Annotated in this window: 26 protein-coding genes and 1 tRNA gene; 17 read left to right on the forward strand and 10 right to left on the reverse strand. The window is 67.2% G+C overall.

The annotated features are described in order from the left end of the window. From AC5P65_RS15805 to AC5P65_RS15820, 4 genes are all read right to left on the reverse strand, one after another. A complete protein-coding gene (locus tag AC5P65_RS15805) occupies positions 1–675 on the reverse strand; it encodes a YjbF family lipoprotein (RefSeq protein WP_227844622.1) in 675 nt (224 codons plus the stop codon). Between the two features lies 1 nt (position 676). Next, positions 677–1,786: a polysaccharide biosynthesis/export family protein gene (locus AC5P65_RS15810; RefSeq protein ID WP_058982655.1), complete on the reverse strand. Its 1,110-nt coding sequence runs from the start codon at positions 1,784–1,786 to the stop codon at positions 677–679. A gap of 80 nt (positions 1,787–1,866) precedes the next feature. Then, complete coding sequence (locus tag AC5P65_RS15815) at positions 1,867–2,217, reverse strand: hypothetical protein (RefSeq protein WP_495215715.1); 351 nt, start codon at positions 2,215–2,217, stop codon at positions 1,867–1,869. Positions 2,218–2,277: 60 nt separating this feature from the next. After that, a complete protein-coding gene (locus tag AC5P65_RS15820; RefSeq protein WP_111103719.1) occupies positions 2,278–2,937 on the reverse strand; it encodes a phosphatase PAP2 family protein in 660 nt (219 codons plus the stop codon). 116 nt (positions 2,938–3,053) lie between these two features. On the opposite strand from AC5P65_RS15820, the gene AC5P65_RS15825 reads away from it, so the two are divergent. Both AC5P65_RS15825 and AC5P65_RS15830 read left to right on the forward strand, forming a co-directional pair. After that, positions 3,054–3,130 (forward strand) — tRNA-Arg (locus AC5P65_RS15825). Positions 3,131–3,462: 332 nt separating this feature from the next. Then, entirely contained in the window at positions 3,463–3,927 is a 465-nt protein-coding gene (locus AC5P65_RS15830) for a GNAT family N-acetyltransferase (RefSeq protein ID WP_111099126.1), read from the forward strand. 107 nt (positions 3,928–4,034) lie between these two features. Here AC5P65_RS15830 and AC5P65_RS15835 read toward each other — a convergent pair whose 3' ends face one another. Together AC5P65_RS15835 and AC5P65_RS15840 are read right to left on the reverse strand one after the other, a co-directional pair. Further along, on the reverse strand, positions 4,035–4,394 hold the full coding sequence (locus AC5P65_RS15835; RefSeq protein WP_021202849.1) for a response regulator: 360 nt from the start codon (positions 4,392–4,394) through the stop codon (positions 4,035–4,037). Continuing rightward, a complete protein-coding gene (locus tag AC5P65_RS15840) occupies positions 4,384–5,547 on the reverse strand; it encodes a two-component system sensor histidine kinase NtrB (protein WP_425423335.1) in 1,164 nt (387 codons plus the stop codon). The genes AC5P65_RS15835 and AC5P65_RS15840 overlap by 11 nt, the downstream gene beginning before the upstream one ends. A gap of 151 nt (positions 5,548–5,698) precedes the next feature. Here AC5P65_RS15840 and AC5P65_RS15845 point away from each other — a divergent pair, with 151 nt between their 5' ends. The 5 genes from AC5P65_RS15845 (at position 5,699) to AC5P65_RS15865 (ending at position 11,844) form a co-directional block, all read left to right on the forward strand. After that, positions 5,699–8,806 carry a response regulator gene (locus tag AC5P65_RS15845; protein WP_329867242.1) on the forward strand — a complete coding sequence of 1,036 codons (3,108 nt, stop codon included), beginning with the start codon at positions 5,699–5,701 and terminating at the stop codon, positions 8,804–8,806. Then, positions 8,803–9,627: a CheR family methyltransferase gene (locus AC5P65_RS15850; protein WP_019661396.1), complete on the forward strand. Its 825-nt coding sequence runs from the start codon at positions 8,803–8,805 to the stop codon at positions 9,625–9,627. The genes AC5P65_RS15845 and AC5P65_RS15850 overlap by 4 nt, the downstream gene beginning before the upstream one ends. Further along, positions 9,627–10,202, forward strand: coding sequence for a chemotaxis protein CheB (locus tag AC5P65_RS15855; RefSeq protein WP_111103713.1), 576 nt, complete (start codon positions 9,627–9,629; stop codon positions 10,200–10,202). The genes AC5P65_RS15850 and AC5P65_RS15855 overlap by 1 nt, the downstream gene beginning before the upstream one ends. Next, positions 10,199–11,332: a hybrid sensor histidine kinase/response regulator gene (locus AC5P65_RS15860; protein ID WP_188249768.1), complete on the forward strand. Its 1,134-nt coding sequence runs from the start codon at positions 10,199–10,201 to the stop codon at positions 11,330–11,332. The genes AC5P65_RS15855 and AC5P65_RS15860 overlap by 4 nt, the downstream gene beginning before the upstream one ends. A gap of 83 nt (positions 11,333–11,415) precedes the next feature. Next, entirely contained in the window at positions 11,416–11,844 is a 429-nt protein-coding gene (locus AC5P65_RS15865; RefSeq protein WP_019661399.1) for a BLUF domain-containing protein, read from the forward strand. Between the two features lie 9 nt (positions 11,845–11,853). Here the strand turns inward: AC5P65_RS15865 and AC5P65_RS15870 are convergent, their stop codons facing one another. After that, positions 11,854–12,168 carry an ArsR/SmtB family transcription factor gene (locus tag AC5P65_RS15870; RefSeq protein ID WP_019661400.1) on the reverse strand — a complete coding sequence of 105 codons (315 nt, stop codon included), beginning with the start codon at positions 12,166–12,168 and terminating at the stop codon, positions 11,854–11,856. A gap of 85 nt (positions 12,169–12,253) precedes the next feature. Here AC5P65_RS15870 and AC5P65_RS15875 point away from each other — a divergent pair, with 85 nt between their 5' ends. From AC5P65_RS15875 to AC5P65_RS15885, 3 genes are all read left to right on the forward strand, one after another. Beyond that, a complete protein-coding gene (locus tag AC5P65_RS15875) occupies positions 12,254–12,691 on the forward strand; it encodes a YeeE/YedE family protein (RefSeq protein WP_495215716.1) in 438 nt (145 codons plus the stop codon). Then, entirely contained in the window at positions 12,688–13,101 is a 414-nt protein-coding gene (locus tag AC5P65_RS15880) for a DUF6691 family protein (protein WP_019661402.1), read from the forward strand. Before AC5P65_RS15875 ends, AC5P65_RS15880 begins: the two co-directional genes overlap by 4 nt. 65 nt (positions 13,102–13,166) lie before the next feature. Then, positions 13,167–14,219: a linear amide C-N hydrolase gene (locus tag AC5P65_RS15885; RefSeq protein WP_134731445.1), complete on the forward strand. Its 1,053-nt coding sequence runs from the start codon at positions 13,167–13,169 to the stop codon at positions 14,217–14,219. Here the strand turns inward: AC5P65_RS15885 and AC5P65_RS15890 are convergent. Next, positions 14,216–14,995 (reverse strand): DUF6491 family protein, encoded by a 780-nt coding sequence (locus AC5P65_RS15890; RefSeq protein ID WP_021202844.1) that lies wholly within the window; start codon positions 14,993–14,995, stop codon positions 14,216–14,218. The genes AC5P65_RS15885 and AC5P65_RS15890 overlap by 4 nt on opposite strands. Positions 14,996–15,076: 81 nt before the next feature. On the opposite strand from AC5P65_RS15890, the gene AC5P65_RS15895 reads away from it, so the two are divergent. Together AC5P65_RS15895 and AC5P65_RS15900 are read left to right on the forward strand one after the other, a co-directional pair. Continuing rightward, entirely contained in the window at positions 15,077–15,772 is a 696-nt protein-coding gene (locus AC5P65_RS15895; RefSeq protein ID WP_021202843.1) for a helix-turn-helix transcriptional regulator, read from the forward strand. A gap of 166 nt (positions 15,773–15,938) precedes the next feature. Continuing rightward, entirely contained in the window at positions 15,939–16,889 is a 951-nt protein-coding gene (locus AC5P65_RS15900) for a DMT family transporter (RefSeq protein WP_495215717.1), read from the forward strand. A gap of 60 nt (positions 16,890–16,949) precedes the next feature. Here AC5P65_RS15900 and AC5P65_RS15905 read toward each other — a convergent pair whose 3' ends face one another. After that, the gene (locus AC5P65_RS15905; protein ID WP_171952063.1) at positions 16,950–17,219 is read right to left on the reverse strand and encodes a hypothetical protein; all 270 of its coding nucleotides are present in this window, start codon (positions 17,217–17,219) and stop codon (positions 16,950–16,952) included. A gap of 27 nt (positions 17,220–17,246) precedes the next feature. Here AC5P65_RS15905 and thrA point away from each other — a divergent pair, with 27 nt between their 5' ends. From thrA to thrC, 3 genes are read left to right on the forward strand one after another with little or no spacing between them, the layout of a single operon-like run. Further along, positions 17,247–19,751: a bifunctional aspartate kinase/homoserine dehydrogenase I gene (thrA, locus tag AC5P65_RS15910; RefSeq protein WP_111099130.1), complete on the forward strand. Its 2,505-nt coding sequence runs from the start codon at positions 17,247–17,249 to the stop codon at positions 19,749–19,751. After that, positions 19,748–20,662, forward strand: coding sequence for a homoserine kinase (locus AC5P65_RS15915; protein WP_495215718.1), 915 nt, complete (start codon positions 19,748–19,750; stop codon positions 20,660–20,662). The genes thrA and AC5P65_RS15915 overlap by 4 nt, the downstream gene beginning before the upstream one ends. Before the next feature lie 29 nt (positions 20,663–20,691). Continuing rightward, complete coding sequence (thrC, locus tag AC5P65_RS15920) at positions 20,692–21,981, forward strand: threonine synthase (RefSeq protein WP_021202838.1); 1,290 nt, start codon at positions 20,692–20,694, stop codon at positions 21,979–21,981. Positions 21,982–22,110: 129 nt separating this feature from the next. On the opposite strand, the gene AC5P65_RS15925 is transcribed toward thrC, so the two are convergent. After that, complete coding sequence (locus AC5P65_RS15925) at positions 22,111–22,863, reverse strand: Crp/Fnr family transcriptional regulator (RefSeq protein WP_021202837.1); 753 nt, start codon at positions 22,861–22,863, stop codon at positions 22,111–22,113. 126 nt (positions 22,864–22,989) lie between these two features. Here AC5P65_RS15925 and hisS point away from each other — a divergent pair, with 126 nt between their 5' ends. After that, positions 22,990–24,384: a histidine--tRNA ligase gene (gene hisS, locus AC5P65_RS15930; protein ID WP_021202836.1), complete on the forward strand. Its 1,395-nt coding sequence runs from the start codon at positions 22,990–22,992 to the stop codon at positions 24,382–24,384. A 259-nt stretch (positions 24,385–24,643) separates the two neighbouring features. Further along, positions 24,644–24,952 carry a YerC/YecD family TrpR-related protein gene (locus AC5P65_RS15935; protein ID WP_180832226.1) on the forward strand — a complete coding sequence of 103 codons (309 nt, stop codon included), beginning with the start codon at positions 24,644–24,646 and terminating at the stop codon, positions 24,950–24,952. Positions 24,953–24,975 lie beyond the last annotated feature (23 nt).

The raw sequence follows: 24,975 nt of genomic DNA on the forward strand, positions 1-24,975 counted from the left end.
TCAGTCCTTGGCCGGGCGATAGGGTTTGAGCTGGGTCAGCTCAGCAACACGACCGGGCGCCAGATGCTGGCGGCTCTTCCAGATGAAGCCTGTGGCCGGATCGGCCCAGTAGACATTGCGGCCACTCATGCCACCGCCTTGCAGCTGCTCGTCGAACCGCCGCAGGGTCCGGCGCGAACCCAGTATCTCCACCTGCTCCAGTTCGCCCCTGCTCAGGATCCCGGTCACGGCTACGTCGACCTGGTAGGCGGGAACCCAGTCATACCGGCGCTGCACCGCAACGGGCGTGGTCACTGTACGCAGGTCATCGAACGGCGAGGGTCCATCGATACGCGCGTGCCATTGCTGCCCGAGGCCGCTGCCACCCAGCAGCAGGCCGTGGGCGTCCATTTCGAACACCGCATGTGAACCCGCGAACCACTGCTGGCGGCCTCCATCGACGTAGCCCAGAACAGCCACTGCGGTGAGGTCGGGAGTTTCCACCTGCATCTGCGGGAAGCGGTTGCTGGCCACGCCTTCTGCGGTCGCTTGTGCCGGGCGATGGGTGATCAGCCGGAAGGTATCCAGTGTGGAGCGGCTGCCGGTGGTGCACCCGGAGAACAGCAGGGCGGCGACGGCGACCAGCAACAGCGCGCCATGGGCGCGATGGTGGCAGGCCGCATCCATGCGAGCCATGTCAGTTGTCCTTGATTTCGGTTCCGGTACGCGCCGCGTTGTACAGGATATTGGTGAAGGGCAGCAGCTGATTCACGAAGCGGTTCCAACGGCTGACGCCGGCTGCGCCGACAAATACGACGTCGCCCGGCTGCAGATGGAACTGACTGCCGGCGGCAAAAGCGGTCGGAGAGCGCGCCTCCAGCTGATAGACCATCGAGGGCTCCTGTTGCAGGTCCGTGCTGCCGCGGATGACATACACGGCATTGCCGTTTGCGGTCTGTTGAAGCAGGCCGCGAGCACGGCCGAGTGCCTGGTTCAGCGAGACATCACCGGTTCGGAAGCTGTAGGCGCCGGGCTGATTCACTTCGCCCACCACGAAGATCTCTTTGCGATCAAGGTAGGGCACGAAGATGGAGTCGCCATCCTTGAGGAGTAATTGGCGGCCGCCAAACTCGCGAGCCAGGGTTTCCAGGTTGATCGTGTAAGTGATGCCTTCCCGGCTGAGCTGGATGCCCGACAAGTCGGCCTGCTGGTTGTCCAGTCCGGATTGGCTGATAGCATCTGCCAGCGTCAGCGGCGAGGTGCCCAGAGCAATCGGCGAGGATCGCTGGGCAGCGCCTGTTACCCAGACCCGCTGGCTGCCATAGGTGAGGACGGATACGTCCACCTGGGGCGATTCCACGTACTTGGCCAAGCGGGTGCTGATTTCCTCACGGAGCTGCATCGGCGTCTTTCCCGAGGCTGTGACCTTGCCGATGTATGGGTAGAACATCGTGCCGTCACTCTGCACAAGGCGCCCTGCCAGAGCACCCTGCTGCTGGGGACCGGCTGGCACGGTCAATTCGGGGTGATCCCATACGGTGACATAGAGAATGTCGCCGGCCCCGACCGTGTACGGTGCCGGCTGGTAATCGAACAACGCAGCTGGCAGTGAATTCTGCGTCCGCGCGGCGTTTTCCTGGGCGATCAGCTTCGGCGTGATGCTGACGATTTCCAGCTGACCATCGCCGCTCTTGCGGTCGACGGCAACGTCGCTGCGGCGCAGGTGCTGTCCCGGCGCAAGCGCACAGCTGGACAGTGCCAGTGCGGTCAACGCAGCGGCAAGGAGGCGAGGGGTGATGTTATTCATGGGGATGAGAGTCTGGCAGGCATAAAAAACCCCCGCCGGGCCGCGCCCGGCGAGGGCCTGAGTGGTACGCAGTGCGCTGATCAGCCGCCGGTGCCGCCTGTACCACCGGTGCCGCCCGTACCGCCCGTACCGCCGGTGCCACCCGTACCAGGGCCGCCCGGACCCGGGCCGCCCGGATCAGTGCCGCCGCCGCCGTCATTGCTGCCGCTGGTGCTGTCGCCGCCGATGCTGTACGCAACGGCCGCGGCGGCCACGCCGATTACGGTGGTGCCCACGACAGCAGCGGTCGAGACGCCTGCAGCCTCCGCTCCGGCAACTTCCGCCGCAGTGGCCTCCGTGCCGGCCGTAGCCTGCGCTTCCTGCGCCAAACTCATCATCGGGGAGGCGGACAGGGCCGCCAGTGCCACAACTGCGATCGTCTTCTTGAACATGGGAGGCCTGCTCCGTCAGGGAAAATTCCTTTCACATGTTCTTCGGATGAATCCTTGCTGTCAAGGTTTGTGATTGCTATCGCCATGATGGCCGCTGACTGGGACCGAATGGCCGCGTAGGCCGTGGCGCTCGAACGCTTGCGCGCGGCCGGACAGTGTCTTCGCCGCGGCCTTCACGAGGTCATGGGTGTGCAAGTCTGCAAGCAGTATCGGGGAGGTCACGGCGGCGGCAATGGCCAGCAGCGCGGCGCGGCCACGCACGACCAGCGTGTTGCCCAGAGTATGTCCGCCACGCAGCACCCATGCCGACGCGGCCAGGCCGAGGCTGAGTCCCATGACGATTTCGGATGGGGAGTGGGCTCGCAATGGCAGTCGAGAGTAGCCGATCGCGAGCGCTAGGCCTGCGCCCACGACGGCCCAGGCCCGCAGCTGTAGGCTGCGTCCGCTGGCCAGCAGCCAGAAGGTCACGGGATAGAGGGTGCTGGACATGGCGGCGTGCCCGGAGACGCCGGTGAAATCCAGATGCTTCAGGCCGAAACCCCAACCCATGAAGGCAATCTTGCTCGCTAGCGTGGTTGCGGCAACTACAATCATTGCCGCTGCCCAGCGCCATAGCAGGTGTCGGTGAGAAGGCGGCAGAAACAAGGCGAGTACAGCGGCAAACGGAAACAAGGCGCGGCTGTCGCCGAGTGCAGACAGGCTCTGCCAGAAGGTCATCATGCGGCGACGGCAAGTGCAGCGGGGAGATGCGCACAGATTACTGACGGTGGGCGTACTGCAGAACGCCCGGCGCTTGGTCCATTCAGCCAGACGAGGTATCCTTCTCCGCTGCCAATGGCCCCGTAGCTCAGCTGGATAGAGCGTCCCCCTCCTAAGGGGAAGGTCGCCCGTTCGAATCGGGCCGGGGTCACCATCTGCTACAGCCGCATGGCAACCGCTCGCCGGACGGCAGCGGCAGGCAGTCCTCCCCAGACAGCCCAGCGCCGCCGCCGCGCAGGCCATGACGCGAATCCACGTGGGCGTGGCTGCCGGTCACGCACCCGATCAGTCGCGAAAACACCCGCTTCAGAGGGCGGGGCAACGGGAAACGCGCCGAGGCCTTTGAACACGCGAAACCGGGCTGGGCTGGGTGCGGCGGCACACGGGGCGTGATGGCGGCGCGTCTGGAATCTATTGCCCTATGGCAGATCCCAAATGCGGCCGCGCAGCGTGTAGGCCTGGCGCAGATGACGCACCATGAACGCCATGAGCCCCCAGCTTCGCCCCGTCCAGCCGTCGCACTACGCCATCGTGGCCAACTGGCCTGAATCAGCCGAGGCGACCCGGCGCTGGGCAGGCCCCGGTGTGCCGTTTCCCCTGCTGCCGGAACGGTTTGCGCAGGTGCTCGAACTCGGGTCGCGCCCAGGCTGGGCGCTGCTGGACGAGCAGGGTACCTGCGTTGGATTCGGCCAATACTGGATGACTGACGCCCGCACCGCACATCTGGGCCGCATCATCGTTTCCCCGCTGGCACGCGGGCGCGGCCTTGGCCGGCTGCTCATGCAGGCATTGAGTGCACAGGCCCTGGGCCAAGCGGATGTGCAGCAGCTCACCCTGCGCGTCTATCGTGACAACACGGCTGCCGTGGCGCTGTACCGGGACCTCGGTTTCCAGCAGGTTGAAGCGTTCTCGACCCCCGACCTTCTGTTCATGCAGCGCACCTCGGGCTGAACGCTGCTCCGGCGTGGCGGCCTTCAGGGCACACCATTGCCCGCAGGATAATTGCAAGCCGTTGGGGCGTCAGGGATGAGGGCCGTCGAGCGCTTGACCGGCCTTCCTCAATCCTGCTTCAGCAGCTCCACCAGCTGGCGCAAACGATACGGCTTGGGCAGGAATTCCACCTGATCGGGCAGTGGCGGCAGCTGCGAGCGCGCGTATCCGGATGAGAGGATCATCCGCGCCTGCGGCTGTTCGCGCGCCACATGCTCGCTCAGCTCGATACCGGACATGCCGTTGGGCATGCTGACATCGCTGAACACCACGTCGAAACGTGCGTCGCCTTTCAGCAACGCGGCAGCTTCATGGCCGTCGGCGGTGGTGGATACCTCGATGCCGAAATCGCGCAGGGCCATGCCGATCATCTCGCGCAGATCGTTCTGGTCCTCCACCATCAGTACGCGGATCGGTTCATCGGTCATCGGTTGCATCCTCTGTTGCGGGGAGTAGCAGGCTGACCGTGGTGCCGACACCGGGGGTGGTGGACACATCGACGAAGCCGCCGCTCTGGGTAGTGAATCCGAACACCTGGCTCAGGCCCAGGCCGCTGCCCTTGCCGATGTCCTTGGTGGTGAAGAAGGGCTCGCTGGCCCGCTCGGCGATGTCGGCGGCCATGCCGTGGCCTTCGTCGCAGACGCTGAGGGTGACATAGCCGCGTTGCAGCGTGGTGTCCGCATCCGGGTCGAGGCGATGTTCCAGTGCGGTGCCGATCAGGATGCGGCCGCCATCGGCGGTGGCCTCCACGGCATTGGCCACCAGGTTCGCCAGGGCGGTCTGCAATTGCATCGCATCGGTGCTCACCTGCGGCAGGCCGGGGGTGAGATGGGCATCCAGCGTCACCGTGGGCGGGCAGGCGCGTTGCAGGTCCGGCAGCCACTGCCGCACCAGCGTATTGATGTCCACCGGTTCGCGGATCAGGGTCTGGCCGGTGCTGAAGGCCAGCAGCTGGCGGGTCAGCAGCGCGCCACGGTCAGTGGCCGCCTGCGCGGCATCCAGCAGCTCGGCGGCGCGTGCATCGTCACCGCTGACGCGCAGCGACAGCAGGTCCAGCGCGTTGCCGATGGTGGTCAGCAGGTTGTTGAACTCGTGCGACAGGCCGCGGCTGAGCCGGCCGACCGTTTCGAACTGCTGGGTATTGCGCAGCGCACGCTGGGCATCACGCAGCAGCCGTTGCGCCTGCCACTGCTCGGTGATGTCACGGGTGATCTTGACGAAGCCGAGCAGTTCGCCCGCTTCGACGACCGGCTCGATGACCACGCTGGCGCGGAACGACGACCCATCACGGCGTACCCGCCAGCCCTCGCTGGCGACATGCCCTTGTTGCGCTGCGACGCGGAGCAGGCGCTGCGGTTCGCCGGCCTCGCGGTCGGCGGCCAGATAGAAGCGGCTGAAGTGGGTTCCAACCACTTCGTCGGCTGAATAGCCTTTGATGCGTTCGGCGCCGGGGTTCCAGCTGCAGACGATGCCTTCAGGATCAAGCAGGTACAGCGCATGATCGCGCACGCTGTCGATCAGCAGTCGCAGTTGTCGGGAAGGGTCCGTCAGCACGGACGTCGTAGAGGCAGCTGCGTCCACGTGTAAATAAGTGTTACCCCTGTGAGGGACGTGAAGCTAGGCATTCAAGTGTGAAGGATGCGTGCACACCTGACACGTGCCATTTGTCCTGTGCGGCTGAATGCGACACGGAGTACCATCTTCCACCCTTTGCCTTCTGGAACCGACCTGCATGCGTCCTGGTGCGACTACGCGTGACCGCTGGATCTGGATGACGTCCGCTGTGCTGCTGGCCGCGACCATCGCGTTGGAACTGGTCGTCCCGCTCGGCTATGCCGTATGGCTGGCCTACTTCCTGGCTGTTGGCGTCACGGTGTTCCAGCGCAGCGCGCGGGCGCCGTTCGTGGTGGCCCTGCTGTCCTGCCTCCTGCTGGTCATCGGCTTCAACGTCGCGCCCGCCAGTTCCAACTCGGCGTTCTCCTTCGTCAACCGGACCATTGGCGGCTGTGCCTTCCTGATGATCGCACTGATCGTCTCGCGCGCGATCCAGGCCCGGCGCCAGGCAATGCGCGCGCTCTGGCTGCAGGAAGCCGAGAACGCGGTGGCGATGAGCCTTCGCGGTGACCTGGGGCCGGAACAGATCGCCGAGGCTGCAGCGACAAGCCTGGCCGCGCAGCTCGGCGCGGAGGTAAGTGCGGTCTACCGACTGGAAGGCGGGCGGTTGCAGCTGACCGGTGGCATCGCCTTGCCTGCGGGAACGCCAGCGTCGCTGGCCCTTCACGAAGGGCTGGCCGGGCAGGTCGCCCGTGATGAACGCATCCGCCACCTTCACGGCGATGATGCCGCCGTGCTTGAACTGCAGACCAGCCTCGGCCGGTTGCCGGTGCGCGAGCGCATCCTGGCGCCGATCAGCAGCGATGGCGCGGTGGTCGGGGTCATCGAGCTGGGTCGCGCCAAGGTGGGCGGACTGCGTGATCTGGATCGCGAACTTCTGGAGCGCTGTGCGGAGACCGTCGGCATGGCGCTGCGCGCATCGCTGCTGCGTGCGCAGCTGGTGGTGCTGCTGGAAGAGTCGCAGCGCCAGGGTGAAGAGCTGCAGGCCCAGCAGGAAGAGCTGCGCGTGGCCAACGAAGAACTGGAAGAGCAGAGCCGCAGCCTGCTGCAGTCGCAGAGCCACCTGGAAGAACAGCAGGCCGAGCTGGAACAGAGCAACGTGCAGCTGGAAGAGCGCACCCACGAGCTGGAGGCGCAGAAGCAGGCGCTGCTGGTGGCGCAGAGCCAGCTGGTGCGCAACAGCAACGAGCTGGCCGCGACCTCGCGCTACAAGTCCGAGTTCCTGGCCAACATGTCGCATGAGCTGCGCACGCCGCTGAACAGCTCGCTGATCCTGGCCAAGCTGCTGGCCGACAACAAGGATGGCACGCTCACCGAGGAGCAGGTGAAGTACGCGCGTGCGATCCTCTCGTCCAACAACGACCTGCTGGCGCTGATCAACGACATCCTGGACCTGTCGCGCATCGAGGCCGGCCACGTCGAACTGTCCGATGAAGTGGTGGTGGTCGAGAGCGCGCTGCAGCGCCTGCGCGAGACCTTCGAACCGATGGCGCGGCAGAAGGGCCTGGCGTTGCAGATCGAAGCCGACGCGCTGGCACCGACCCAGCTGGTGGTCGACAGCCAGCGGCTGCAGCAGATCCTGAAGAACCTGCTGGCCAACGCAGTGAAGTTCACCGAGCATGGAAAGGTCAGCCTGCACGTGCGTGCCGGCGGCAACGGCCGCATCCGGTTCGAGGTCTGCGACACCGGCATCGGCATTGCCCGCGAGCAGCTGGACGTCATCTTTGAAGCCTTCCGCCAGGCCGACGGCAGCACCCGCCGTCGCTACGGCGGTACCGGGCTGGGCCTGTCGATCTCGCGCGATCTGGCCGAGCGCATGGGCGGTGGCATCCAGGTCGACAGTGAGCCCGGACGCGGCAGCTGCTTCATCCTGGAGCTGCCGTTGCAGGGTGCGCCCGCCGCGAGCGCGGCTGACGCTGCCGAGGGTCCCTTGGCAGCGCCGCCGGCGGCACCGGCCGTGCTGCCAGCCGCGCCTGTGCGCGTTGCGAGCGCGGCAGCGCCGGTCACTGCGACGGCCGGCGTGGCCGACGACCGTGGTCGCCGGCAGCGCGCCGGTCGCCTGATCCTGGCGGTGGAGGACGATGCCACGTTCGCCGAAGCGCTGGTGGCGCTGGCCCATGAACTGGACTTCGACTGTGTGGTGGCGGGCACGGCGGAAGAGGCGCTGGCCTTGGCCAGCGAACTGCGCCCGAACGGCATCCTGCTCGATATCGGCCTGCCCGATGTGTCCGGGCTGAGCGTGCTGGAGCGCCTGAAGCGCAACCCGGATACCCGCCATATCCCGGTGCATGTGGTCTCGGCCACGGATCGCAGCCAGGTGGCGCGCGAGCTGGGCGCGATCGGGTTTGCGATCAAGCCGACCACGCGCGAGCGGCTGGTGACGGCCATCGAGCAGCTGGAACAGACCAGCCAACGCGACGTGCGGCGGCTGCTGATCGTCGAGGACGACAGCGAGCTGCGCCGCAACCTGGAACTGTTGCTGGGCCGCGACCAGCTGCAGATCGTCGCGGTGGGCACCTTGGCCGGCGCACTGGAACAGCTCAGCACGGTCACGTTCGACTGCATGGTGATGGACCTGTCGCTGCCCGACGGCAGTGGCTACGACCTGCTCGAGCACATGGCCGGCAACGACGATGTCGGTTTCCCGCCGGTGATCGTCTACACCGGTCGCGCGCTCAGCCGCGAGGAAGAGCAGCGCCTGCGCCGCTATTCCAAGAGCATCATCATCAAGGGCGCACGTTCGCCCGAGCGCCTGCTGGACGAGGTCACCCTGTTCCTGCACAGCGTGGAGGCCAGCCTGCCGACCGACCAGCAGCGCCTGCTGCGCGAGGCGCGCCGTCGCGATACTGTGCTCGACGGTCGGACGGTGCTGCTGGCCGAGGACGACGTGCGCAACATCTTCGCACTGTCCAGTGTGCTTGAACCGCTGGGCGTGACCCTGGAGATCGCGCGCAATGGCCAGGAAGCGGTGGATCGCCTGGCCGAGCGCGAGGTCGACCTGGTGCTGATGGACATCATGATGCCGGAGAAGGATGGGCTGGCCGCAATGCGGGAGATCCGCGCGCAACGCCACCTGCAGGACCTGCCGATCATCGCGCTGACCGCCAAGGCCATGCCGGACGATCGTGAGCGCTGCCTGCAGGCCGGTGCCAACGACTACATCGCCAAGCCCATCGACGTCGACAAGCTGGTATCGCTGTGCCGGGTCTGGTGCTCGCGGCAATGAACGAGCAGGCCCTGTTCGACCTGGAGCTGAAGGTGCTGCTGGAAGCGTTGTACCAGCGCTACCACTACGATTTCCGCAGTTACGCGGTGTCGTCGCTGCGCCGACGGATCCGCCAGGCCATGCAGCGTTATGAGTGCGGGCGGCTGGCCGATCTGCAGCACCGCCTGCTGCACGAGCCGGACCTGTTCGCGCAGGCGATGCAGTTCTTCACCGTGCAGGTCTCGGAGATGTTCCGTGACCCGGCCTATTTCCGTGAGCTGCGCGAGCAGGTAGTGCCGGTACTGCGCACCTATCCGTCGGTGAAGCTGTGGGTGGCCGGTTGCAGCACGGGCGAAGAAGTCTGGTCGCTGGCGATCCTGTTGCACGAGGAAGGCCTGCTCGAGCGCAGCATCGTCTACGCCACCGACATCAATCCAGCGGCGCTGGCCACCGCGGAAGCCGGGGCCTATGGCATCGACCGGATGGCGCAGTTCAGCCGCAACTATCTGGCGGCCGGTGGCGCCGCGTCGCTGTCCGATTACTACGCCACGGCTTACGATGGCGCGGTGTTCGACCGGCAGCTGCGCCGCAACGTGGTGTTTGCCGACCACAGCCTGGCCACCGACACGGTGTTCTCCGAAGTACACCTGGTGTCGTGCCGCAACGTGCTGATCTATTTCAACCGCGACCTGCAGGACCGCGCGGTGGGCCTGTTCCGTGAAGCGCTGGTGCACCGCGGCTTCCTGGGCCTGGGCAGCAAGGAGTCGCTGCAGTTCGGGTGCCACCACGATGCGTTCGAGGTCTGTTCGCGCGAGCATCGCCTGTACCGGAAGGTGGCCTGATGGCCACGCCGACACCCCCGGCCGTACTGGTGATCGGGGCTTCGGCCGGTGGCGTCGCGGCCCTGCAGGCGGTGCTCGGCGCGCTGCCCGCGACGCTGCCGGTGCCGGTGCTGGCGGTGCTGCACCTGCCACGTGATCGCAGCAGCCGCATCGCCGAAGTGCTGGCACCGTACTGCGCGCTGCCGGTGCGCGAGGCCGAAGACAAGCAGCCGTTGCTGCGTGGCACGGTGACCTTCGCGCCGCCGGATTACCACCTGCTGGTGGAAGACGCCGGCTCGCTGGCGCTGTCGGTGGACGCGCCAGTGCTGTTCTCGCGCCCGGCCATCGATCCGCTGTTCGAATCGGCAGCGGCCGTATTCGGCGACCAGGTGCTGGCCCTGCTGCTGACCGGCGCCAGCAGCGATGGCAGTGAAGGGGTGGCCGCAGTGCGCGGCGCCGGTGGTCGAGCCTGGCTGCAATGTCCCGAGGAGGCCGAGGCATCGATGATGCCGGCCTCCGCCCTGCAGCACGCTGGTGCCGATGCCGTGCTGTCCCTTGAACTGATGTGTCGTCGCCTGAAGGAGCTGTTTGCATGAACCTGTTGCCGCCGGACCCTGCGCAGTCGCAGTCCCCGGTCAACCTGCTGATCGTCGACGACGTGCCGCAGAATCTGGTGGCCATGCAGGCGCTGTTGCAGCGCGAGGGCGTGAACCTGCTGCTGGCCGGTTCGGGCGCGGAGGCGCTGGAGCTGCTGCTGGAGCACGAGGTGGCGCTGGCGTTGCTCGATGTGCACATGCCCGAGATCGATGGCTTCACCCTGGCCGAACTGATGCGCGGCTCGCATCGCAGCCGCACGGTGCCGATCATCTTCCTGACCGCCTCGCCGGACGATCCGCTGCGTGCGTTCAAGGGCTACGAAACCGGTGCGGTGGATTTCCTGCACAAGCCGGTGGCACCACAGGTGATCCTGAGCAAGGTCAACGTCTTCATCGAGCTGTACCAGCAGCGCCAGCTGCTGAAGGCCCGCAACGAGGCGCTCGAGCGGGCGCTGAAGCTCAACGAGACGATGGCCGCCGTGTTGACCCACGACCTGCGCACGCCGCTGTCGGCGATCCTGTTGTGTGCCGACAAGCTGGCGCTGGAGCTTCCGGCGAACAACAGCAGCGCGCAGCATACACTGGCGCATCTGGAGGCCAGTACCCTGCGCATGGCGCGGATGGTCGAGCAGTTGCTGGACTTTTCGCGGATCCGCAGTGGTGGCCTGCGGCTGCAGGCTACCGCCTGCGACCTGCGTGAGGTCACCCGTGCGGTGATCGCCGAAGCGGGCAGTGCCCACGGTCAGGAGCGCATTCGTTTCGACGCCGTCGGCGACACGCGCCTGCAAGGCGACATGGACCGCCTGGGCCAGATCGCAGCAAACCTGGTGGGCAATGCGTTGACGCATGGCAGCGAGGCACACGTGCAGCTGGATGGCAACGATGCCCGCGCGGTGGTGCTGCGGGTGAGCAATGCCGGCCATATCGATGACGTGCTGTTGCCGCGCTTGTTCGAGCCGTTCAAGGCCAGTTTCCACCAGAGCAAGGGACTGGGGCTGGGCCTGTACATCGTGGATCAGTTCGTGCGCGCGCACGGCGGCCGGATCGCGGCGCGCAACGAGGCAGGCCAGGTCGTGTTCGAGGCCGTGCTGCCGCGGCGGTGGGACGGGGCGGGCGCCATCGAAACCTGAATTCTTCAGGGAACGGGCGGGCGTATTGAGACGGGCTCGTCCGCAACTGCTACCGTGCGTTCACACCCAGCCAAGGAAGCACCATGCCATTGCGCGCCATCGCCTACATCAGCCGGGCGCTGCCGGAGCTCTCCAGCCAACGCCTGCAGGCGCTGGTCGAAGACGCTGCGCGTTTCAACAAGATGGCGGGGGTGACCGGAGTGCTGCTGCACGATGGCAATCGTTTCCTGCAGTACATCGAGGGGCCGCCGGATGGCATCGACTCGGTGTATGAGCGCATTCTCCAGGCCGGCAGTCACATCGACATCATCGAGCTGGCGCGAGGCCGCCTCGGCCAGCGCCAGTTTCCCTACTGGTCGATGCGGGCGTTGCCGGTGGAGGCAGCGCTGCTGCGCCAGTTGTCATCCAGCGACTGGGCCGGTTTCAGCCGGGCGCTGGAGGGGGATCGCGCGGCGCCGACACCGGTCGACCTGCTGGACACGGTGGTGCAGCCGGCGCTGCATGCCGGCTGACATTCAACCTCACGCCCGGCCGCAGTAGGCAGCGTGCAGGGCCTGCAGCACACCCAGCGCAGGCCCTTCGACCACCCGATAGTGGATCGCCTGTGCCTCGCGCCGGGTTGCCACGATCTTCATCGCGCGCAGTACCGCCAGGTGCTGGGACAGCGCCGACGCGCTCAGCCCGGTAAGCGCCTGCAGCTCCGCTACTGCCGCCTCGCCTTCGACCAGGCGGCACAACACCCGCAGCCGGGCGGGGTGGGCCAGGCCTTTGAGCAGCGTGGCTGCCTCTGAAGCGTGTTCGGCCATGGCTGCGCCGTCGGGCAGGGACCGGACCATGTTGACTCCTTTGTTTAGGATGATCTAATTTAGAGTAGTCTAAATTAAGGAGCAATTCCATGTGCGGTGGCGAAGAGGGTGGGGCATGAACCTGCCCTGGGGTGCGGTCACCGGCGGCGCCTTGATCGGTGCCGCTGCGGTGCTGTTGCTGGCCAGCATCGGGCGCGTGGCGGGCATCAGCGGCATCGCCGCGGTCAGCCTGCGGGCAGCCGAAGGCGAGCGTGGCTGGCGCTGGGCATTCCTGGCCGGCCTGCTGGCATCGGCGGGGCTGGTGCTGTGGTGGCAGTCGGTGCCCGCGGCATCGCCACGCGCACTGCTGCGTGATGCATTGCCGGCCTGGCAGTTGGTCGGCGCCGGCCTGCTGGTCGGCTTCGGCACCCGCTTGGGCAGCGGCTGTACCAGTGGCCACGGCGTGTGTGGCCTGGCGCGCGGTTCGAAGCGATCGTCGCTGGCGGTGCTGCTATTCATGGCGTTCGCGATGCTGACGACCTTCCTGGCCCGGCACGGTGGAGCCCTGGCATGAGTCGTCCGAGGGCTGCTGCCGCTGTAGCGGGTGCGCTGTTCGGCGCAGGCCTGGCCCTTTCCGGCATGACCGATGCGCGTCGCGTGCTCGGCTTCCTTGATGTCACCGGGGATTTCGATCCCACCCTGCTATGGGTGCTGGGGTCGGCGCTGCTGGTCAGTGCGGCCGGCCAGCGCTGGGCGCTGCGGCGCGCGCGGCCGTGGTTCGCGATGCGCTTCCAGTTGCCCACCGCGCGCGATGTCGATACGCGTCTACTGCTGGGTGCCGCACTGTTCGGTATAGGCTGGGGATGGGCCGGCTACTGCCCGGGCCCGGCCATCGCGGGGCTGGCGGCGGCATCGCGCGAGGCGCTGTGGTTCGTGCCTGCCATGGTCCTGGGCTTCTGGGCGCACGATCGGTTCGTGCGCTGAGGCTTCACTCCGGTGTCACCCTGGATCGGATCAGATCATGCATCACGGGGAAAGGAGTGTAGTGCATGGCACGGATGAACTGGAAAGGAAAGGTGATGCTGGCCGTGGCGTTGGCGTCCGCGACCACGCCGGCACTGGCCTGCACGCGTGCGGTGTACCTGGGTGACAACGGTGATGTGATCACCGCGCGCTCGATGGACTGGAAGGTCGATGTGGCGACCAACCTCTACATACTGCCGCGCGGCATTGCGCGCACCGGCCAGGCCGGCCCGAAGTCGCTGGCGTGGACCGCGCGCTACGGCAGCGTGGTGGCCACCGGCTACGACGTGTCGACCACCGACGGGATGAACGAAAAGGGCCTGGTGGCCAACCTGCTGTGGCTGGTCGAATCGGAGTATCCGCAGAAGCGTGGCAACAAGCCGGGCCTGGCGATTTCGCTGTGGGCGCAGTATGTGCTGGACAATTTCGCTACCGTTGAAGAGGCGGTCACCGCGTTGAAGCGCGAGCCGTACTCGATCGTCACCGACAAGGTGCCCGGCGAAGACCGCCAGGCGACGCTGCACCTGTCGCTGTCCGATGCCAGCGGCGACAGCGCGATCGTCGAATACATCGGCGGTCGCCAGGTGATCCATCATGACCGGCGCTACCAGGTGATGACCAACTCGCCGATCTTCGAGCACCAGCTGGCGCTGAACAGCTATTGGCAGCAGATCGGTGGCACGGTGATGCTGCCCGGCACCAACCGTTCCGCCGACCGCTTCGCCCGCGCCTCGTTCTACATCAATGCCATTCCCAAGTCCGAAGACCCGGTGATGGCGCTGGCCAGCGTGTTCAGCGTGATCCGCAATGCATCGGTGCCGTATGGCATCACCACGCCAGGCGAGCCGAACATTTCTTCCACGCGCTGGCGCACCGTAGCCGACCACAAGCGGCGGTTGTACTTCTTCGAGTCGGCGTTGACCCCGAACACCTTCTGGGTTGATCTGAACAAGGTCGACTTCGGCGGCCAGGTCCTCAAGCTGGACCTCGGCAAGGACCAGCGCAACACCTTTGCCGGCGATGCGCTGGGCCAGTTCGTACCCAGCGCACCGTTCACCTTCCTCGGCGTCGACGGTTAGTTCGACGCCTGGCTGGAAGCCGGATAGACCGCCTGGATCGTGCAGCCGCCGTGGGTGTACTGCGGCAGCGGCGCCAGTGCATCGTTGCGCAGGTCACCCTTCTCGAATCCGGCGGTAAGGATGCGATCGCCCGGATTGCCACAGATCAGGCCGTTCTGCATGCCGGAGTGGAAGCTCAGCTGTGGCGCACGGTCGAGCTGGCGGCAGTGGCTGCCAAGCTCCACGCGATAGTAGCGGTGACCACCATTGCGATGCGGATTGGTCTCCACCAGCATGCCCTGCGGGTCGGACGACCACGCGCGCACGTTGCGCGTGGCAAAGCAGTACGACGGCGAACCACCGAAACTGCGGCGGATGTCCCTGCGCTCGCGGATGGTCAGGGCGGGCAGGGTGGCCATGCGCAGGCGGTCGCTGTCGCGGGCCACGTTGGCGTAGTCGCGATCCTGCACGGGGGTCACCGCGCTGATCGCGCAGGTGCGGCCATCGACCACCACACGCTCGCTGGGGCGACCGCAGGCCCAGCCAGCGGGCGCCTCAAGTTTCAGCGTGGTGGCACCGCGGACGCCGGGGCACTCCTCGCTGAAGTCGATCCGATAAGCCTGGCCCGAGGCGGCTCGCAGGGCGATTGAACGCGGTGACGCCTGCTCCACTTCCTGGACGCCGACCGCGTCCATGCAGTGCGGCGCCGGTGGGGTACGTTCCTGCGCGGAGGCCGGGGCGGTGAGCGCCAGGCCGAGGCTGGTGGCAAGCACCAGGGACAGCTGCTGATGGGTCATGACCTGCACTCCCTGCGTTGGATGACGGACCGACTATAGCAGCGGTTTGCACGGCCGTTGTTACACGCGCACACTGCCCGGATGGGCGCCATCTTCCATCTGCGGCACTACGGGCAGGCCACCGGCCTGGACCGCCATGACTACGCGCAGTGGGTTCTGCCGCTGCAGGGCGAGCTGCAGTTCGAGATGGAAGGGCGCGGCGGTCGGCTGGACCTGCTGCAGGGGGCATTTGTTGCTGCCGGCGAAGCGCATGACCAGATGGCGGACGGCCCCAATGGTTTCGTGATCGTTGATTGTCCTCCAGGCGTGCTTGATGACGGCACGCAGGAGCATCTGTGCCGGCAGCGCTGGCTGCATCTGCCGCTGGCGTTGCGCCGGTGCCTGGCCGACGTGCAGACAGGGCAGCCGATGCCGGCGCTGCTGCCGCAGCTGCTGCAGGTGTTTGCACCGGCGGGCAGTGGCGCGCGCATGCAGGGGCTGTGTGCGGCGGTGCAGGCCGATCCCGGCCGGGCCTGGCCGGTTGCCCGGATGGCCGGATTTGTCGGTGTCAGCGAGAGCCGGTTGCACGCATTGTTCCAGCGCGAGTTCGGGCTGAGCCCGCAGGCCTGGCTCAGCGCGTGCCGGCTGCGCTGGGCCAAGCACCAGCTTCGCACCAGTACGGCGCCGATCAGCGATATCGCGCTGGCCGCAGGCTATTCCGAGCAGAGCGCACTGACTCGTGCGCTGCGCCGCGAGTGTGGCCAGACCCCGGCTGCGTGGCGCAGGAGCGCCGGCTGATCTATAGAGCCGAGCCCACGCTCGGCTGCCCTTATCTGCACAGCGGCCAATCGCAGCCGAGCAGTGGCTCGGCTCTACAGAGTTGACAAGGCAATAGCCTGGGTCAAGAGCCCCTACCGGCCAGCGCTTACACTGCGCGGCCCGTTCTCTCCCCCGAAGAACCCGAATGCGCAACAACCCGATGGCCCTGGGCATCGCCAATGGCGTTGCCGCCGGCGCACTGTGGGGCGTGGTTTTCCTCGCGCCCGCCGTGCTGCAGTCGTTCAACGCCCTGCAACTGTCGGCCGGTCGCTATCTGGTCTACGGCCTGATCGCCGTAGCCCTGCTGCTGCCGCGATGGAAGCGGCTGGCGCCGCGGCTGGGCCGTGCCGAATGGATCGGCCTGCTGTGGCTGAGCCTGGCAGGCAACCTGGTCTATTTCCTGCTGCTGGCCGTGGCGGTGCAGTGGGCTGGTGGCGCTGCAGCCTCCTTGATTGTCGGCCTGATCCCGGTGGTGGTCACCCTCGTTGGCGTGCGCGAGCAGGGGGCGGTGCCGCTGAGGCAGCTGCTGCCGGCGCTGGGCCTGTGCGTGCTCGGCGTGGGACTGGTTGGCTGGGAAGCGCTGATGTCCGAGCACCTGGCCACCCCGTGGCGGCAGCGCCTGATCGGCCTGCTGTGCGCGTTCGGCGCGCTGTTCTCGTGGGCGTTGTACTCGATCAGCAACAGCCGCTGGCTGGCGCGCCGACCGGATCTGTCCAGCCACGACTGGTCGCTGCTGACCGGCGTGACGACTGGCGGCCTGGCCCTGCTGCTGGTGCCGATGGCCTTCATCGGTCACACCGGCAGCCATTCGGCGGCGCAGTGGAGTGGGTTCTGGGCGATCAGCGCCGGTGTGGCAGTGGTGGCCTCGATCCTCGGCAACGCATTCTGGAACCGCGCCAGCCGCCTGCTGCCGCTGACCCTGACTGGCCAGATGATCGTGTTCGAAACACTGTTCGCACTGCTGTATGCCTTCGCCTGGCAACAGCGTTGGCCGTCGCTGCTGGAAGCGTTGGCCATCGTGTTGCTGATGGCCGGCGTGATGCTGTGCGCGCATGCCCATCGCACGCCGCGGGCGATCGCCGAACATGCCGGCTGAATCCGGTCGACAAGCGTGCTGATGCGCGCTTGGTCTCAGTTGCAACCAAATGTACGCACGTTAGCCGATGATCGCCGCAATGGTTTTTTGCATCGCAGCACTTGACAGCGGGCCGGCGCACAGTGTTTTCTGTGCGTCATGGTTCTTGATGCCGCCCACGCCAGCCTGATCGCCCCCGCCACTGCGGGCCGTTCGACTGCGCCGGTCGCCACCACCACCATTACCACCACCACCGTCACCACTGCCCTGGTGCGGCCCGTCGTCTTCGTGTAACTCCCGAAAACCACGGCCCCGCACCATACAGGTGGCGGGGAAACTCGACACCTGCATGCGACGGGGCCTCCTGCCGAGGTCTGCATGTCTTCCCACGCCCCCGCCCATCCCGTTGCCCCGGCCGATCTGGCTGCGCCGTCCACTGTCGTGCACAAGTTCGGCGGCACCTCGGTGGCCGATGCCGAACGCTATCGCCATGTTGCCGGCCTGCTGCTGGCCCGCCCCGAACCGCTGCAGGTCACTGTCGTCTCGGCGATGAAGGGCGTCACTGACGCGCTGATTGATCTGGCGCAGCTGGCGGCCAAGGGCGACGAAGGTTGGCGCGAGGCGTGGCATGCCCTGCGCGCGCGCCATCGCGGCGCCGCCGTGGCGCTGCTGGGCGAGCAGGTCGGCGAGACGGTCGAATGGATCGACGCCCGCTTCGATCAGCTGGCCGAAGTGCTGGCGGCGCTGGCGGTGATCGGCGAGCTGCCGCGCGAAGTGCTCGACCGTGTGCAGGGCCTGGGCGAAGTGTTTTCCGCACAGCTGCTCGGCAGCCACCTGCGTGCCCTGGGCGAAGACTGTGCGGTACTCGATGCACGCGACGTGCTGGTGGTCGGGCATGGCGAACTGGGTGTGGATGTCGACTGGGAGTCCAGCGCGGACCGCCTGGCCAAGTGGCGCCTGCGGCATCCGCAGATGCGCCTGGTCGCCACCGGTTTCGTTGCCCGTGACCGCCATGACCGCATCACCACGCTGGGCCGCAACGGCAGCGACTATTCCGGCGCGATCTTCGCCGCGTTGTTCAATGCCGATGAACTGCACATCTGGACCGACGTCGACGGCGTGCTGTCGGCCGACCCGCGGCTGGTGCCCGAGGCGGTGCAGCTGGAGTCACTGAGCTACGACGAGGCCTGCGAGCTGGCTTATTTCGGCGCCAAGGTGGTGCACCCGCAGACGATGTCGCCGGCCATCCGCCTCGGCCTGCCGATCTTCATCCGCAATACCTTCCAGCCGGCGCATCCGGGGACGCGCATCAGCGCCGAGCGCTCGCCGCGCGGTCCGGTGAAGGGCCTGACCCTGAGCCCCGGCTTGGCCCTGTTGAACCTGGAGGGCACCGGCCTGATCGGCGTGCCCGGTACCGCCGAGCGCGTGTTCGCGGCGCTGCGCCAGGCGCAGGTGTCGGTGGTGATGATCTCGCAGGGTTCGTCAGAGCATTCGATCTGCTGCGTGGTTCGCGCCGCCGAAGCGGCGCGTGGCCGTGAGGCACTGCTGCATGCGTTCGCGCATGAACTGTCGGTAGGGCAGGTGCAGCGCGTGCAGGTCAGCGAGGGCGTCAGCGTGCTGGCGGCAGTGGGCGACGGCATGGCCGGCCAGCCCGGTGTGGCGGCGCGCCTGTTCGAGGCGCTGGGACGCGCGCAGGTGAACATCCTGGCGATCGCGCAGGGCTCGTCGGAGCGCAATATTTCTGTGGCGGTGGACAGTGCCGATGCCACCCGCGCATTGCGGGCCGCACATGCGGGCTTCTGGCTGTCGCCGCAGACGTTCGCGGTCGGTGTGATCGGGCCGGGCAACGTCGGCGCGGCACTGCTGGACCAGCTGCTGGCGGCCCGCCCGCAGCTGCTGGCCAAGGCCAATGTGGAACTTCGCCTGCGCGCGCTGGCCTCGCGTTCGCGCATGCGGCTGGAAGTGGATGGCCTGCACGCCGATTGGCGGGAGGCATTGCAGGACGCGGGCGAGCCCAGCGACCTGGATCGCTTCACCGAACACCTGCTGGCCGCGCACCTGCCGCATGCGGTGGTGATCGACTGCAGTGGCAGCGCCGAGGTGGCCGAGCGCTACGAGGGCTGGCTGGCAGCCGGCATCCACGTGGTGACCCCGAACAAGCAAGCCGGTGCTGGCCCACTGCCGCGCTACCAGCGCATCCGCGCTGCTGCTGCGGCCAGTGGTGCGCGCTTCCGCTACGAAGCCACGGTGGGCGCGGGCCTGCCGGTGATCACCACGCTGCGTGATCTGGTCGATACGGGCGACGAGGTGCTGGCGATCGAAGGCATCTTCTCCGGCACGCTGGCCTGGCTGTTCAACCGCTTCGATGGCAGCCAGCCGTTCTCGCAGCTGGTCGCGCAGGCGCGGTCGATGGGCTACACCGAGCCGGACCCGCGTGACGATCTTTCGGGCGTGGACGTGGCGCGCAAGCTGGTGATCCTCGCCCGCGAGGCCGGCCACGCGCTCAGCCTGGAACAGGTACAGGTGGAAAGCCTGGTGCCGGCGCTGCTGCGCGACGGCAGCGTGGATGACTTCATGGCGCGGCTGGGCGAGTCCGATGCCAGCCTGTTGCAGCGGTTGCAGGACGCGCGGGCGCGTGGCGCGGTGCTGCGCTACGTGGCACAGCTGGGCGCTGACGGTGCCTCGGTGGGCCTGCAGGAACTGCCCGCCGACCACGCCTTCGCCAACCTTCGGTTGACCGACAACGTGGTGCAGTTCCGTACCCGTCGCTACTGCGACAACCCGTTGGTGGTGCAGGGTCCGGGCGCTGGACCGGAAGTGACGGCGGCGGGCGTGTTCGCCGACCTGCTGCGGGTAGCCGCTGGCGAGGGGGCACGCCTGTGATCGCACGTGCATTTGCGCCCGCCACGGTGGCCAATGTGGCGGTGGGCTTCGATATTCTGGGGCATGCCATCGCAGGCGTTGGCGATACGGTGAGCGTGCGGTGTATCGATGAGCCGGTGGTGCGCATCGAGGCCATCCGTGGCAGTGCGGTCGAACTTCCGCTGGATGCGGCCGGAAACACCGCAGGTGCGGCGTTGATGTCGCTGCGCGCAGGGCTGGGCCTGGACTTAGGCTTCGCGGTGGAGATCGACAAGGGCATTCCATTCGGCTCCGGCATGGGCGGCTCAGCAGCGTCGTGCGTCGCTGCGCTGGTTGCTGCCAACGCATTGCTGGATGCGCCACTCGCGCGCGAGGCGCTGTACCCGTTTGCGCTGGATGGCGAGGCCGTGGCCAGTGGGGGCCGCCATGGTGACAACGTGGGGCCGCTGCTGCTCGGCGGGCTGGCGTTGTGCACGGCCGACCGCCTGCTGCCGATCCCTGTGCCAGCCATTTGGCACAGCCTGCTGGTGCACCCGCACGCGGTGCTGGAAACCCGTCTGGCACGCCAGGCGCTGCAAGGCAGCTATGCGCTGGGTGAATTCGTGGCACAGAGTGCGAACCTTGCGCTGGTACTCAGTGGCTGCCATCGCAGCGACGCCGCGCTGGTCCGCGCAGGCCTGCGTGATGTGCTGGTGGAGCCTCGCCGCGCCGGCCTGATTGCGGGCTTCGAGGCCGCACGCGATGCGGCGCTGTCTGCGCATGCGATGGGCGCGGGCATTTCGGGCGCTGGCCCCAGCGTGTTCGCCTGGTTCGAGGACGCCGACCAGGCCCGCGCCGCTGCCGCACCGGTGCAGGCAGCATTTGCCGCCGCCGGTTTCGACAGCGATGCCTGGGTGTCGCCGCTGGATGCACCGGGAGCCCGCTTGTGCTGAATCCTTCCCCTTTACTGGATACCCAACCTATGCAATTTGTTTCGACCCGCGGCCAGTCCCCGGCCGTCGGCCTCAGTGCGGCGATCGCTGCAGGATTGGCGCCCGATGGTGGGCTGTATGTTCCGCAGGTGCTGCCGGCGCCACGTGAGCTGCAGGCCGGCGCAACGCTGGCCGATACCGCCGCCGATCTGCTGGCACCGTTCTTCGCAGGTGATGCTCTGGAGGCAGCGCTGCCTTCGATCTGCCGCGAGGCGTTCGACTTCCCGGTGCCACTGCGTGCACTCGGCGACGGTGACCATGTGCTGGAGCTGTTCCATGGGCCGACGGCGGCGTTCAAGGATATCGGTGCGCGCTTCCTGGCCGGTACGCTGTCGCGGCTGCAGGACGGCAAGGACCGTGATCTGACCATCGTCGTCGCCACCTCCGGCGATACCGGCGCCGCCGTTGCCGCGGCCTTCCATCGCCAGCCCGGCGTACGCGTGGTGGTGCTGTATCCGGATGGCCGCGTGTCACCGCGGCAGGCGCATCAGCTCGGTTGTTTCGGCGACAACATCCAGGCGCTGCGCGTGGCCGGCGCCTTCGACGATTGCCAGGCGATGGTCAAGCAGGCACTGGCTGACCGCGAACTGCAGGCGCAGGTGCCGCTGAGTTCGGCCAACAGCATCAGCCTCGGCCGCCTGCTGCCGCAGATGAGTTATTACGCGCATGCGGCGTTGTCCCATTACGCGACGCATCGTCGCCGGCTCAACCTGGTGGTGCCGACCGGCAACCTTGGCAATGCGATGGCGGCCGTGCTGGCGCGCGCGCTGGGCGTTCCGATCGGGCAGATCGTGCTGGCCACCAATGCCAATGCGGTACTGCCGGCGTACTTCAACGGTGGCGACTACCAGCCGCAGGCCAGTGTGGCCACGGTTGCCAACGCAATGGATGTGGGGGCGCCAAGCAACTTCGAACGCCTGCGCTGGCTCTATCACGGTGATGATGCCGAGCTGCGCGCTGCCTTCCGCGCGTTCTCGGTAGATGACGTGACCATCCGCGCGACGATTGCGGCGGCGCACGCCAGCAACGGCGAACTGTTCTGCCCGCATACGGCCACAGCGGTGAAGGTGCTGCAGGACCTGCGCGCGCGTGGTGCCAAGGGTGACTGGGCGGTGGTGGCTACCGCCCATCCGGCCAAGTTCGAGGCTGTGGTCGAACCGTTGATCGGCGAACCTGTGGCCGTGCCGCCTGCATTGGATGCGTTGTTGCAGCGGCCGGCGCACGCCGAACCGTTGGCCGCCGATTACGCGGCGTTGCGTGAGGTGTTGGCTCCCATGTAGACCCGAGCCATGCTCGGCTGCTGTTCGCGCACGGCGCGATGAGTCGAGCATGGCTCGACTCTACAATGCCCTTCGCGCAACACGGGTAGTGCCGGCCGCTGGCCGGCAACCCAGCCAACCGCGATGCGGTCAGATCAACCCTTCACCGGCCAGCGTGCGCAGCCCGTCCTCGTCGAGGATCTCCACCACGTTCAGGTGGGGCAGGGCAATCAGCCCCTGCTGGCGCAGCTTGGTGAAGGTGCGGCTGACCGTTTCCATGGTCAGGCCCAGGTGGTCGGCGATATCGCCACGCCCCATCGGCAGCGATACGCGCAGGCCGTCACCACCGAGCCTGGCCTCGCGCGCGGCCAGGCGCAGCAGGAAATCAGCCAGCTTCTCTGCCGGCTGCAGGCGTGCCAGCGCCAGTGCAGCGTCCTGCGCGGCATCCAGTTCCTGGCAGGCACGCTGCAGCAGCTTGCGCTCCAGGTGCGGGAAGCGGCTGCGCAGCGCCTTCATCTGCGGCAACGCGACGCGGCATACGCGGCTGTCGGCGATGGCTTCGATGTCGTAGCGGTGATGGTCGCTGCCACTCAGTCCGAGGTAGTCGCCGGGAAGCACGAAACCGTTGATCTGGCGGCGGCCGTCGGCCAGGGTGCGTACCAGTCGCAGTGCGCCAGCGGTCAATGTATAGACATGGTCGCGCTCTTCACCCGTGCGTGCCAGCGTGCTGCCCATGCTGACCTGCTGTGACACGGTGACCTGTTCCAGTGCCTGCACTTCATCGGGCGACAGCGCCGAGCACACCGCAAGGTGGCGAACCGAGCAGTGCAGGCAGTCCAGCGTGGTGCAGGACGGCGCGGCGGGATCGTTGGTGGCGGGCGGAGCGCCGGAAGGCCGTGACATGGTGCGGGGGCGTATCGCGGGCGGGGAGGGCCTTATGATACTTCAAGCGGCCGTTCGACCCTGCCCGAGGCGGGGGCGCTAGAATGTCGCCCCCTCCCACGTCCCGTTCCAGCAGGAGTTCCGCCCGTGATCAAGCCCCGTACCCCGCCCGGCACCCTTGAACTGCTGCCGCGCGAGCAGATTGCATTCCAGCGCATGCTGGACGTGATCCGCCGCAACTACGAGCGCTTCGGTTTCCTGCCGGTGGAGACGCCGGTGTTCGAACTGTCCGACGTGCTGCTGACCAAGTCCGGCGGCGAGACCGAGCGCCAGGTGTACTTCGTGCAGTCCACCGGTGCGCTGGCCAATGCGGCCGAATCGGGCGACCGTTCGCTGCCGGAAATGGCGCTGCGCTTCGACCTGACCGTGCCGCTGGCACGCTACGTGGCCGAGCACGAACACGAACTCACCTTCCCGTTCCGTCGCTACCAGATGCAGCGTGTGTACCGCGGCGAGCGTGCCCAGCGCGGCCGTTTCCGTGAGTTCTACCAGTGCGACATCGACGTGATCGGCAAGGACAGCCTGAGCGTTCGCTATGATGCCGAAGTGCTGGCGGTCATCCACGCCGTGTTCTCGGAACTGCGCATCGGTGACTTCAGCATCCAGCTGAACAACCGCAAGCTGATGCGCGGCTTCTTCGAAAGCCTGGGCGTGGCCGAAGGCGAGCGCCAGCTGGCGGTGCTGCGCGAGGTGGACAAGCTGGACAAGCGCGGCGCCGATTACGTGCGCGAGACGCTGGTCGGCGAAGGCTTCGGGATCCCGGCCGAACAGGTCGAGAAGATACTGGCCTTCGTGGCTGTGCGTTCGCAGGGCCATGCCGATGCGCTGGCGCACCTGGCCACGCTTGAAGCCGACGCCGGTTCTTCGGAGATCCTGCGTGCCGGTGTTGCTGAACTACGCGAAGTGCTGCAGCTGGTGCAGGCGCTTGGCGTGCCGGAAAGCGCCTATTGCCTGAATTTCTCGATTGCGCGTGGCCTGGATTACTACACCGGTACCGTGTACGAGACCACGCTGACCGACCACCCGCAGATCGGCTCCATCTGCTCGGGCGGCCGTTATGAAGACCTGGCCAGCCACTACAGCAAGTCGAAGCTGCCGGGCGTAGGCATCTCCATCGGCCTGTCGCGCCTGTTCTGGCAGCTGCGCGAGGCCGGCCTGATCGACGGCATCGAAGCCAGCAGCGTGCAGGCGCTGGTGGCGCTGATGGACGAGCAGGGCATGCCGCAGTCGCTGGACATCGCGCGTCGCCTGCGCGCCGGTGGGATCAACACCGAAGTGCAGATGGAGCCGAAGAAGATCGGCAAGCAGTTCCAGTACGCCGCCAAGGCGGGCATCCGCTTCGTGGTGTTGGCCGGTGAGGACGAGCTGGCGCGCGGGGTGGTGGCGGTGAAGGACCTGGTGCGCGAGCAGCAGTTCGAAGTCTCCCGCGACGAGCTGGCCAGCACTTTGCAGGTGGAGCTGGAGCAGTCGAAGGTGATGTAACGGCCATTGGCAGCATGCAGCGCTTCAACGAAACGCCCACCCACCGGTGGGCGTTGTCGTTTCCGGGCCCCGGCCGTGCCGACAGCTCGCGGCCATCTGTCGAAGGCGGGGGCGGTCCGAACCCCGCTTTGCCGCTGCTCCGGCCTGCGCGGGCGCAGGGCAGCAGCCCTGCCGCCCCCTCACCCCCCTATTTGACGCGTCGCGGAATGATGTGCTAATGTACTAACGCGCTATTACATTGATGCATGGAAACGACCCCGTGAAAGCCCGTCCCGACATTGCCGCCAAAGACCCCAGGGCCGACCTGGAAGCCCTGGCCCGGGCCTTTGCCGCCCTGCGCGAGCCGGAACAGGTCGAGGCCTTCCTGCGCGATCTGTGCACCCCCGCTGAGCTGGAAGCCATGGCCGACCGCTGGAAAGTGGTGCCGCTGCTGCAGCAGGGCGTGCCGTACCGCGAGATCCACGAGCGCACTGGCGTCAGCGTGACCACCACCGGACGGGTGGCGCGAACGCTCGAGCATGGCCATCGAGGCTATGCCGCCGCCATCGACCGCCTTGCTTCGCGCTGATCCGCGCCCCGTTCCGAACTTCG

The organism is Stenotrophomonas sp. YJH_SMC_48-3 (assembly GCF_059369375.1).

Bases quoted from the DNA above. Each gene is read 5' to 3' on its own strand.
- AC5P65_RS15890 (WP_021202844.1), bottom strand. From the start codon at position 14,995: ATGACCCATCAGCAGCTGTCCCTGGTGCTTGCCACCAGCCTCGGCCTG.
- AC5P65_RS15830 (WP_111099126.1), top strand. From the start codon at position 3,463: ATGAGCCCCCAGCTTCGCCCCGTCCAGCCGTCGCACTACGCCATCGTG.
- thrC (WP_021202838.1), top strand. From the start codon at position 20,692: ATGCAATTTGTTTCGACCCGCGGCCAGTCCCCGGCCGTCGGCCTCAGT.
- AC5P65_RS15880 (WP_019661402.1), top strand. From the start codon at position 12,688: ATGAGTCGTCCGAGGGCTGCTGCCGCTGTAGCGGGTGCGCTGTTCGGC.
- AC5P65_RS15850 (WP_019661396.1), top strand. From the start codon at position 8,803: ATGAACGAGCAGGCCCTGTTCGACCTGGAGCTGAAGGTGCTGCTGGAA.
- AC5P65_RS15845 (WP_329867242.1), top strand. From the start codon at position 5,699: ATGCGTCCTGGTGCGACTACGCGTGACCGCTGGATCTGGATGACGTCC.
- AC5P65_RS15875 (WP_495215716.1), top strand. From the start codon at position 12,254: ATGAACCTGCCCTGGGGTGCGGTCACCGGCGGCGCCTTGATCGGTGCC.
- AC5P65_RS15870 (WP_019661400.1), bottom strand. From the start codon at position 12,168: ATGGTCCGGTCCCTGCCCGACGGCGCAGCCATGGCCGAACACGCTTCA.
- AC5P65_RS15820 (WP_111103719.1), bottom strand. From the start codon at position 2,937: ATGATGACCTTCTGGCAGAGCCTGTCTGCACTCGGCGACAGCCGCGCC.
- AC5P65_RS15925 (WP_021202837.1), bottom strand. From the start codon at position 22,863: ATGTCACGGCCTTCCGGCGCTCCGCCCGCCACCAACGATCCCGCCGCG.
- AC5P65_RS15815 (WP_495215715.1), bottom strand. From the start codon at position 2,217: ATGTTCAAGAAGACGATCGCAGTTGTGGCACTGGCGGCCCTGTCCGCC.
- AC5P65_RS15905 (WP_171952063.1), bottom strand. From the start codon at position 17,219: ATGCAGGTGTCGAGTTTCCCCGCCACCTGTATGGTGCGGGGCCGTGGT.
- AC5P65_RS15805 (WP_227844622.1), bottom strand. From the start codon at position 675: ATGGCTCGCATGGATGCGGCCTGCCACCATCGCGCCCATGGCGCGCTG.
- AC5P65_RS15895 (WP_021202843.1), top strand. From the start codon at position 15,077: ATGGGCGCCATCTTCCATCTGCGGCACTACGGGCAGGCCACCGGCCTG.
- AC5P65_RS15860 (WP_188249768.1), top strand. From the start codon at position 10,199: ATGAACCTGTTGCCGCCGGACCCTGCGCAGTCGCAGTCCCCGGTCAAC.
- AC5P65_RS15835 (WP_021202849.1), bottom strand. From the start codon at position 4,394: ATGACCGATGAACCGATCCGCGTACTGATGGTGGAGGACCAGAACGAT.
- thrA (WP_111099130.1), top strand. From the start codon at position 17,247: ATGTCTTCCCACGCCCCCGCCCATCCCGTTGCCCCGGCCGATCTGGCT.
- AC5P65_RS15855 (WP_111103713.1), top strand. From the start codon at position 9,627: ATGGCCACGCCGACACCCCCGGCCGTACTGGTGATCGGGGCTTCGGCC.
- AC5P65_RS15900 (WP_495215717.1), top strand. From the start codon at position 15,939: ATGCGCAACAACCCGATGGCCCTGGGCATCGCCAATGGCGTTGCCGCC.
- AC5P65_RS15810 (WP_058982655.1), bottom strand. From the start codon at position 1,786: ATGAATAACATCACCCCTCGCCTCCTTGCCGCTGCGTTGACCGCACTG.
- AC5P65_RS15885 (WP_134731445.1), top strand. From the start codon at position 13,167: ATGGCACGGATGAACTGGAAAGGAAAGGTGATGCTGGCCGTGGCGTTG.
- AC5P65_RS15865 (WP_019661399.1), top strand. From the start codon at position 11,416: ATGCCATTGCGCGCCATCGCCTACATCAGCCGGGCGCTGCCGGAGCTC.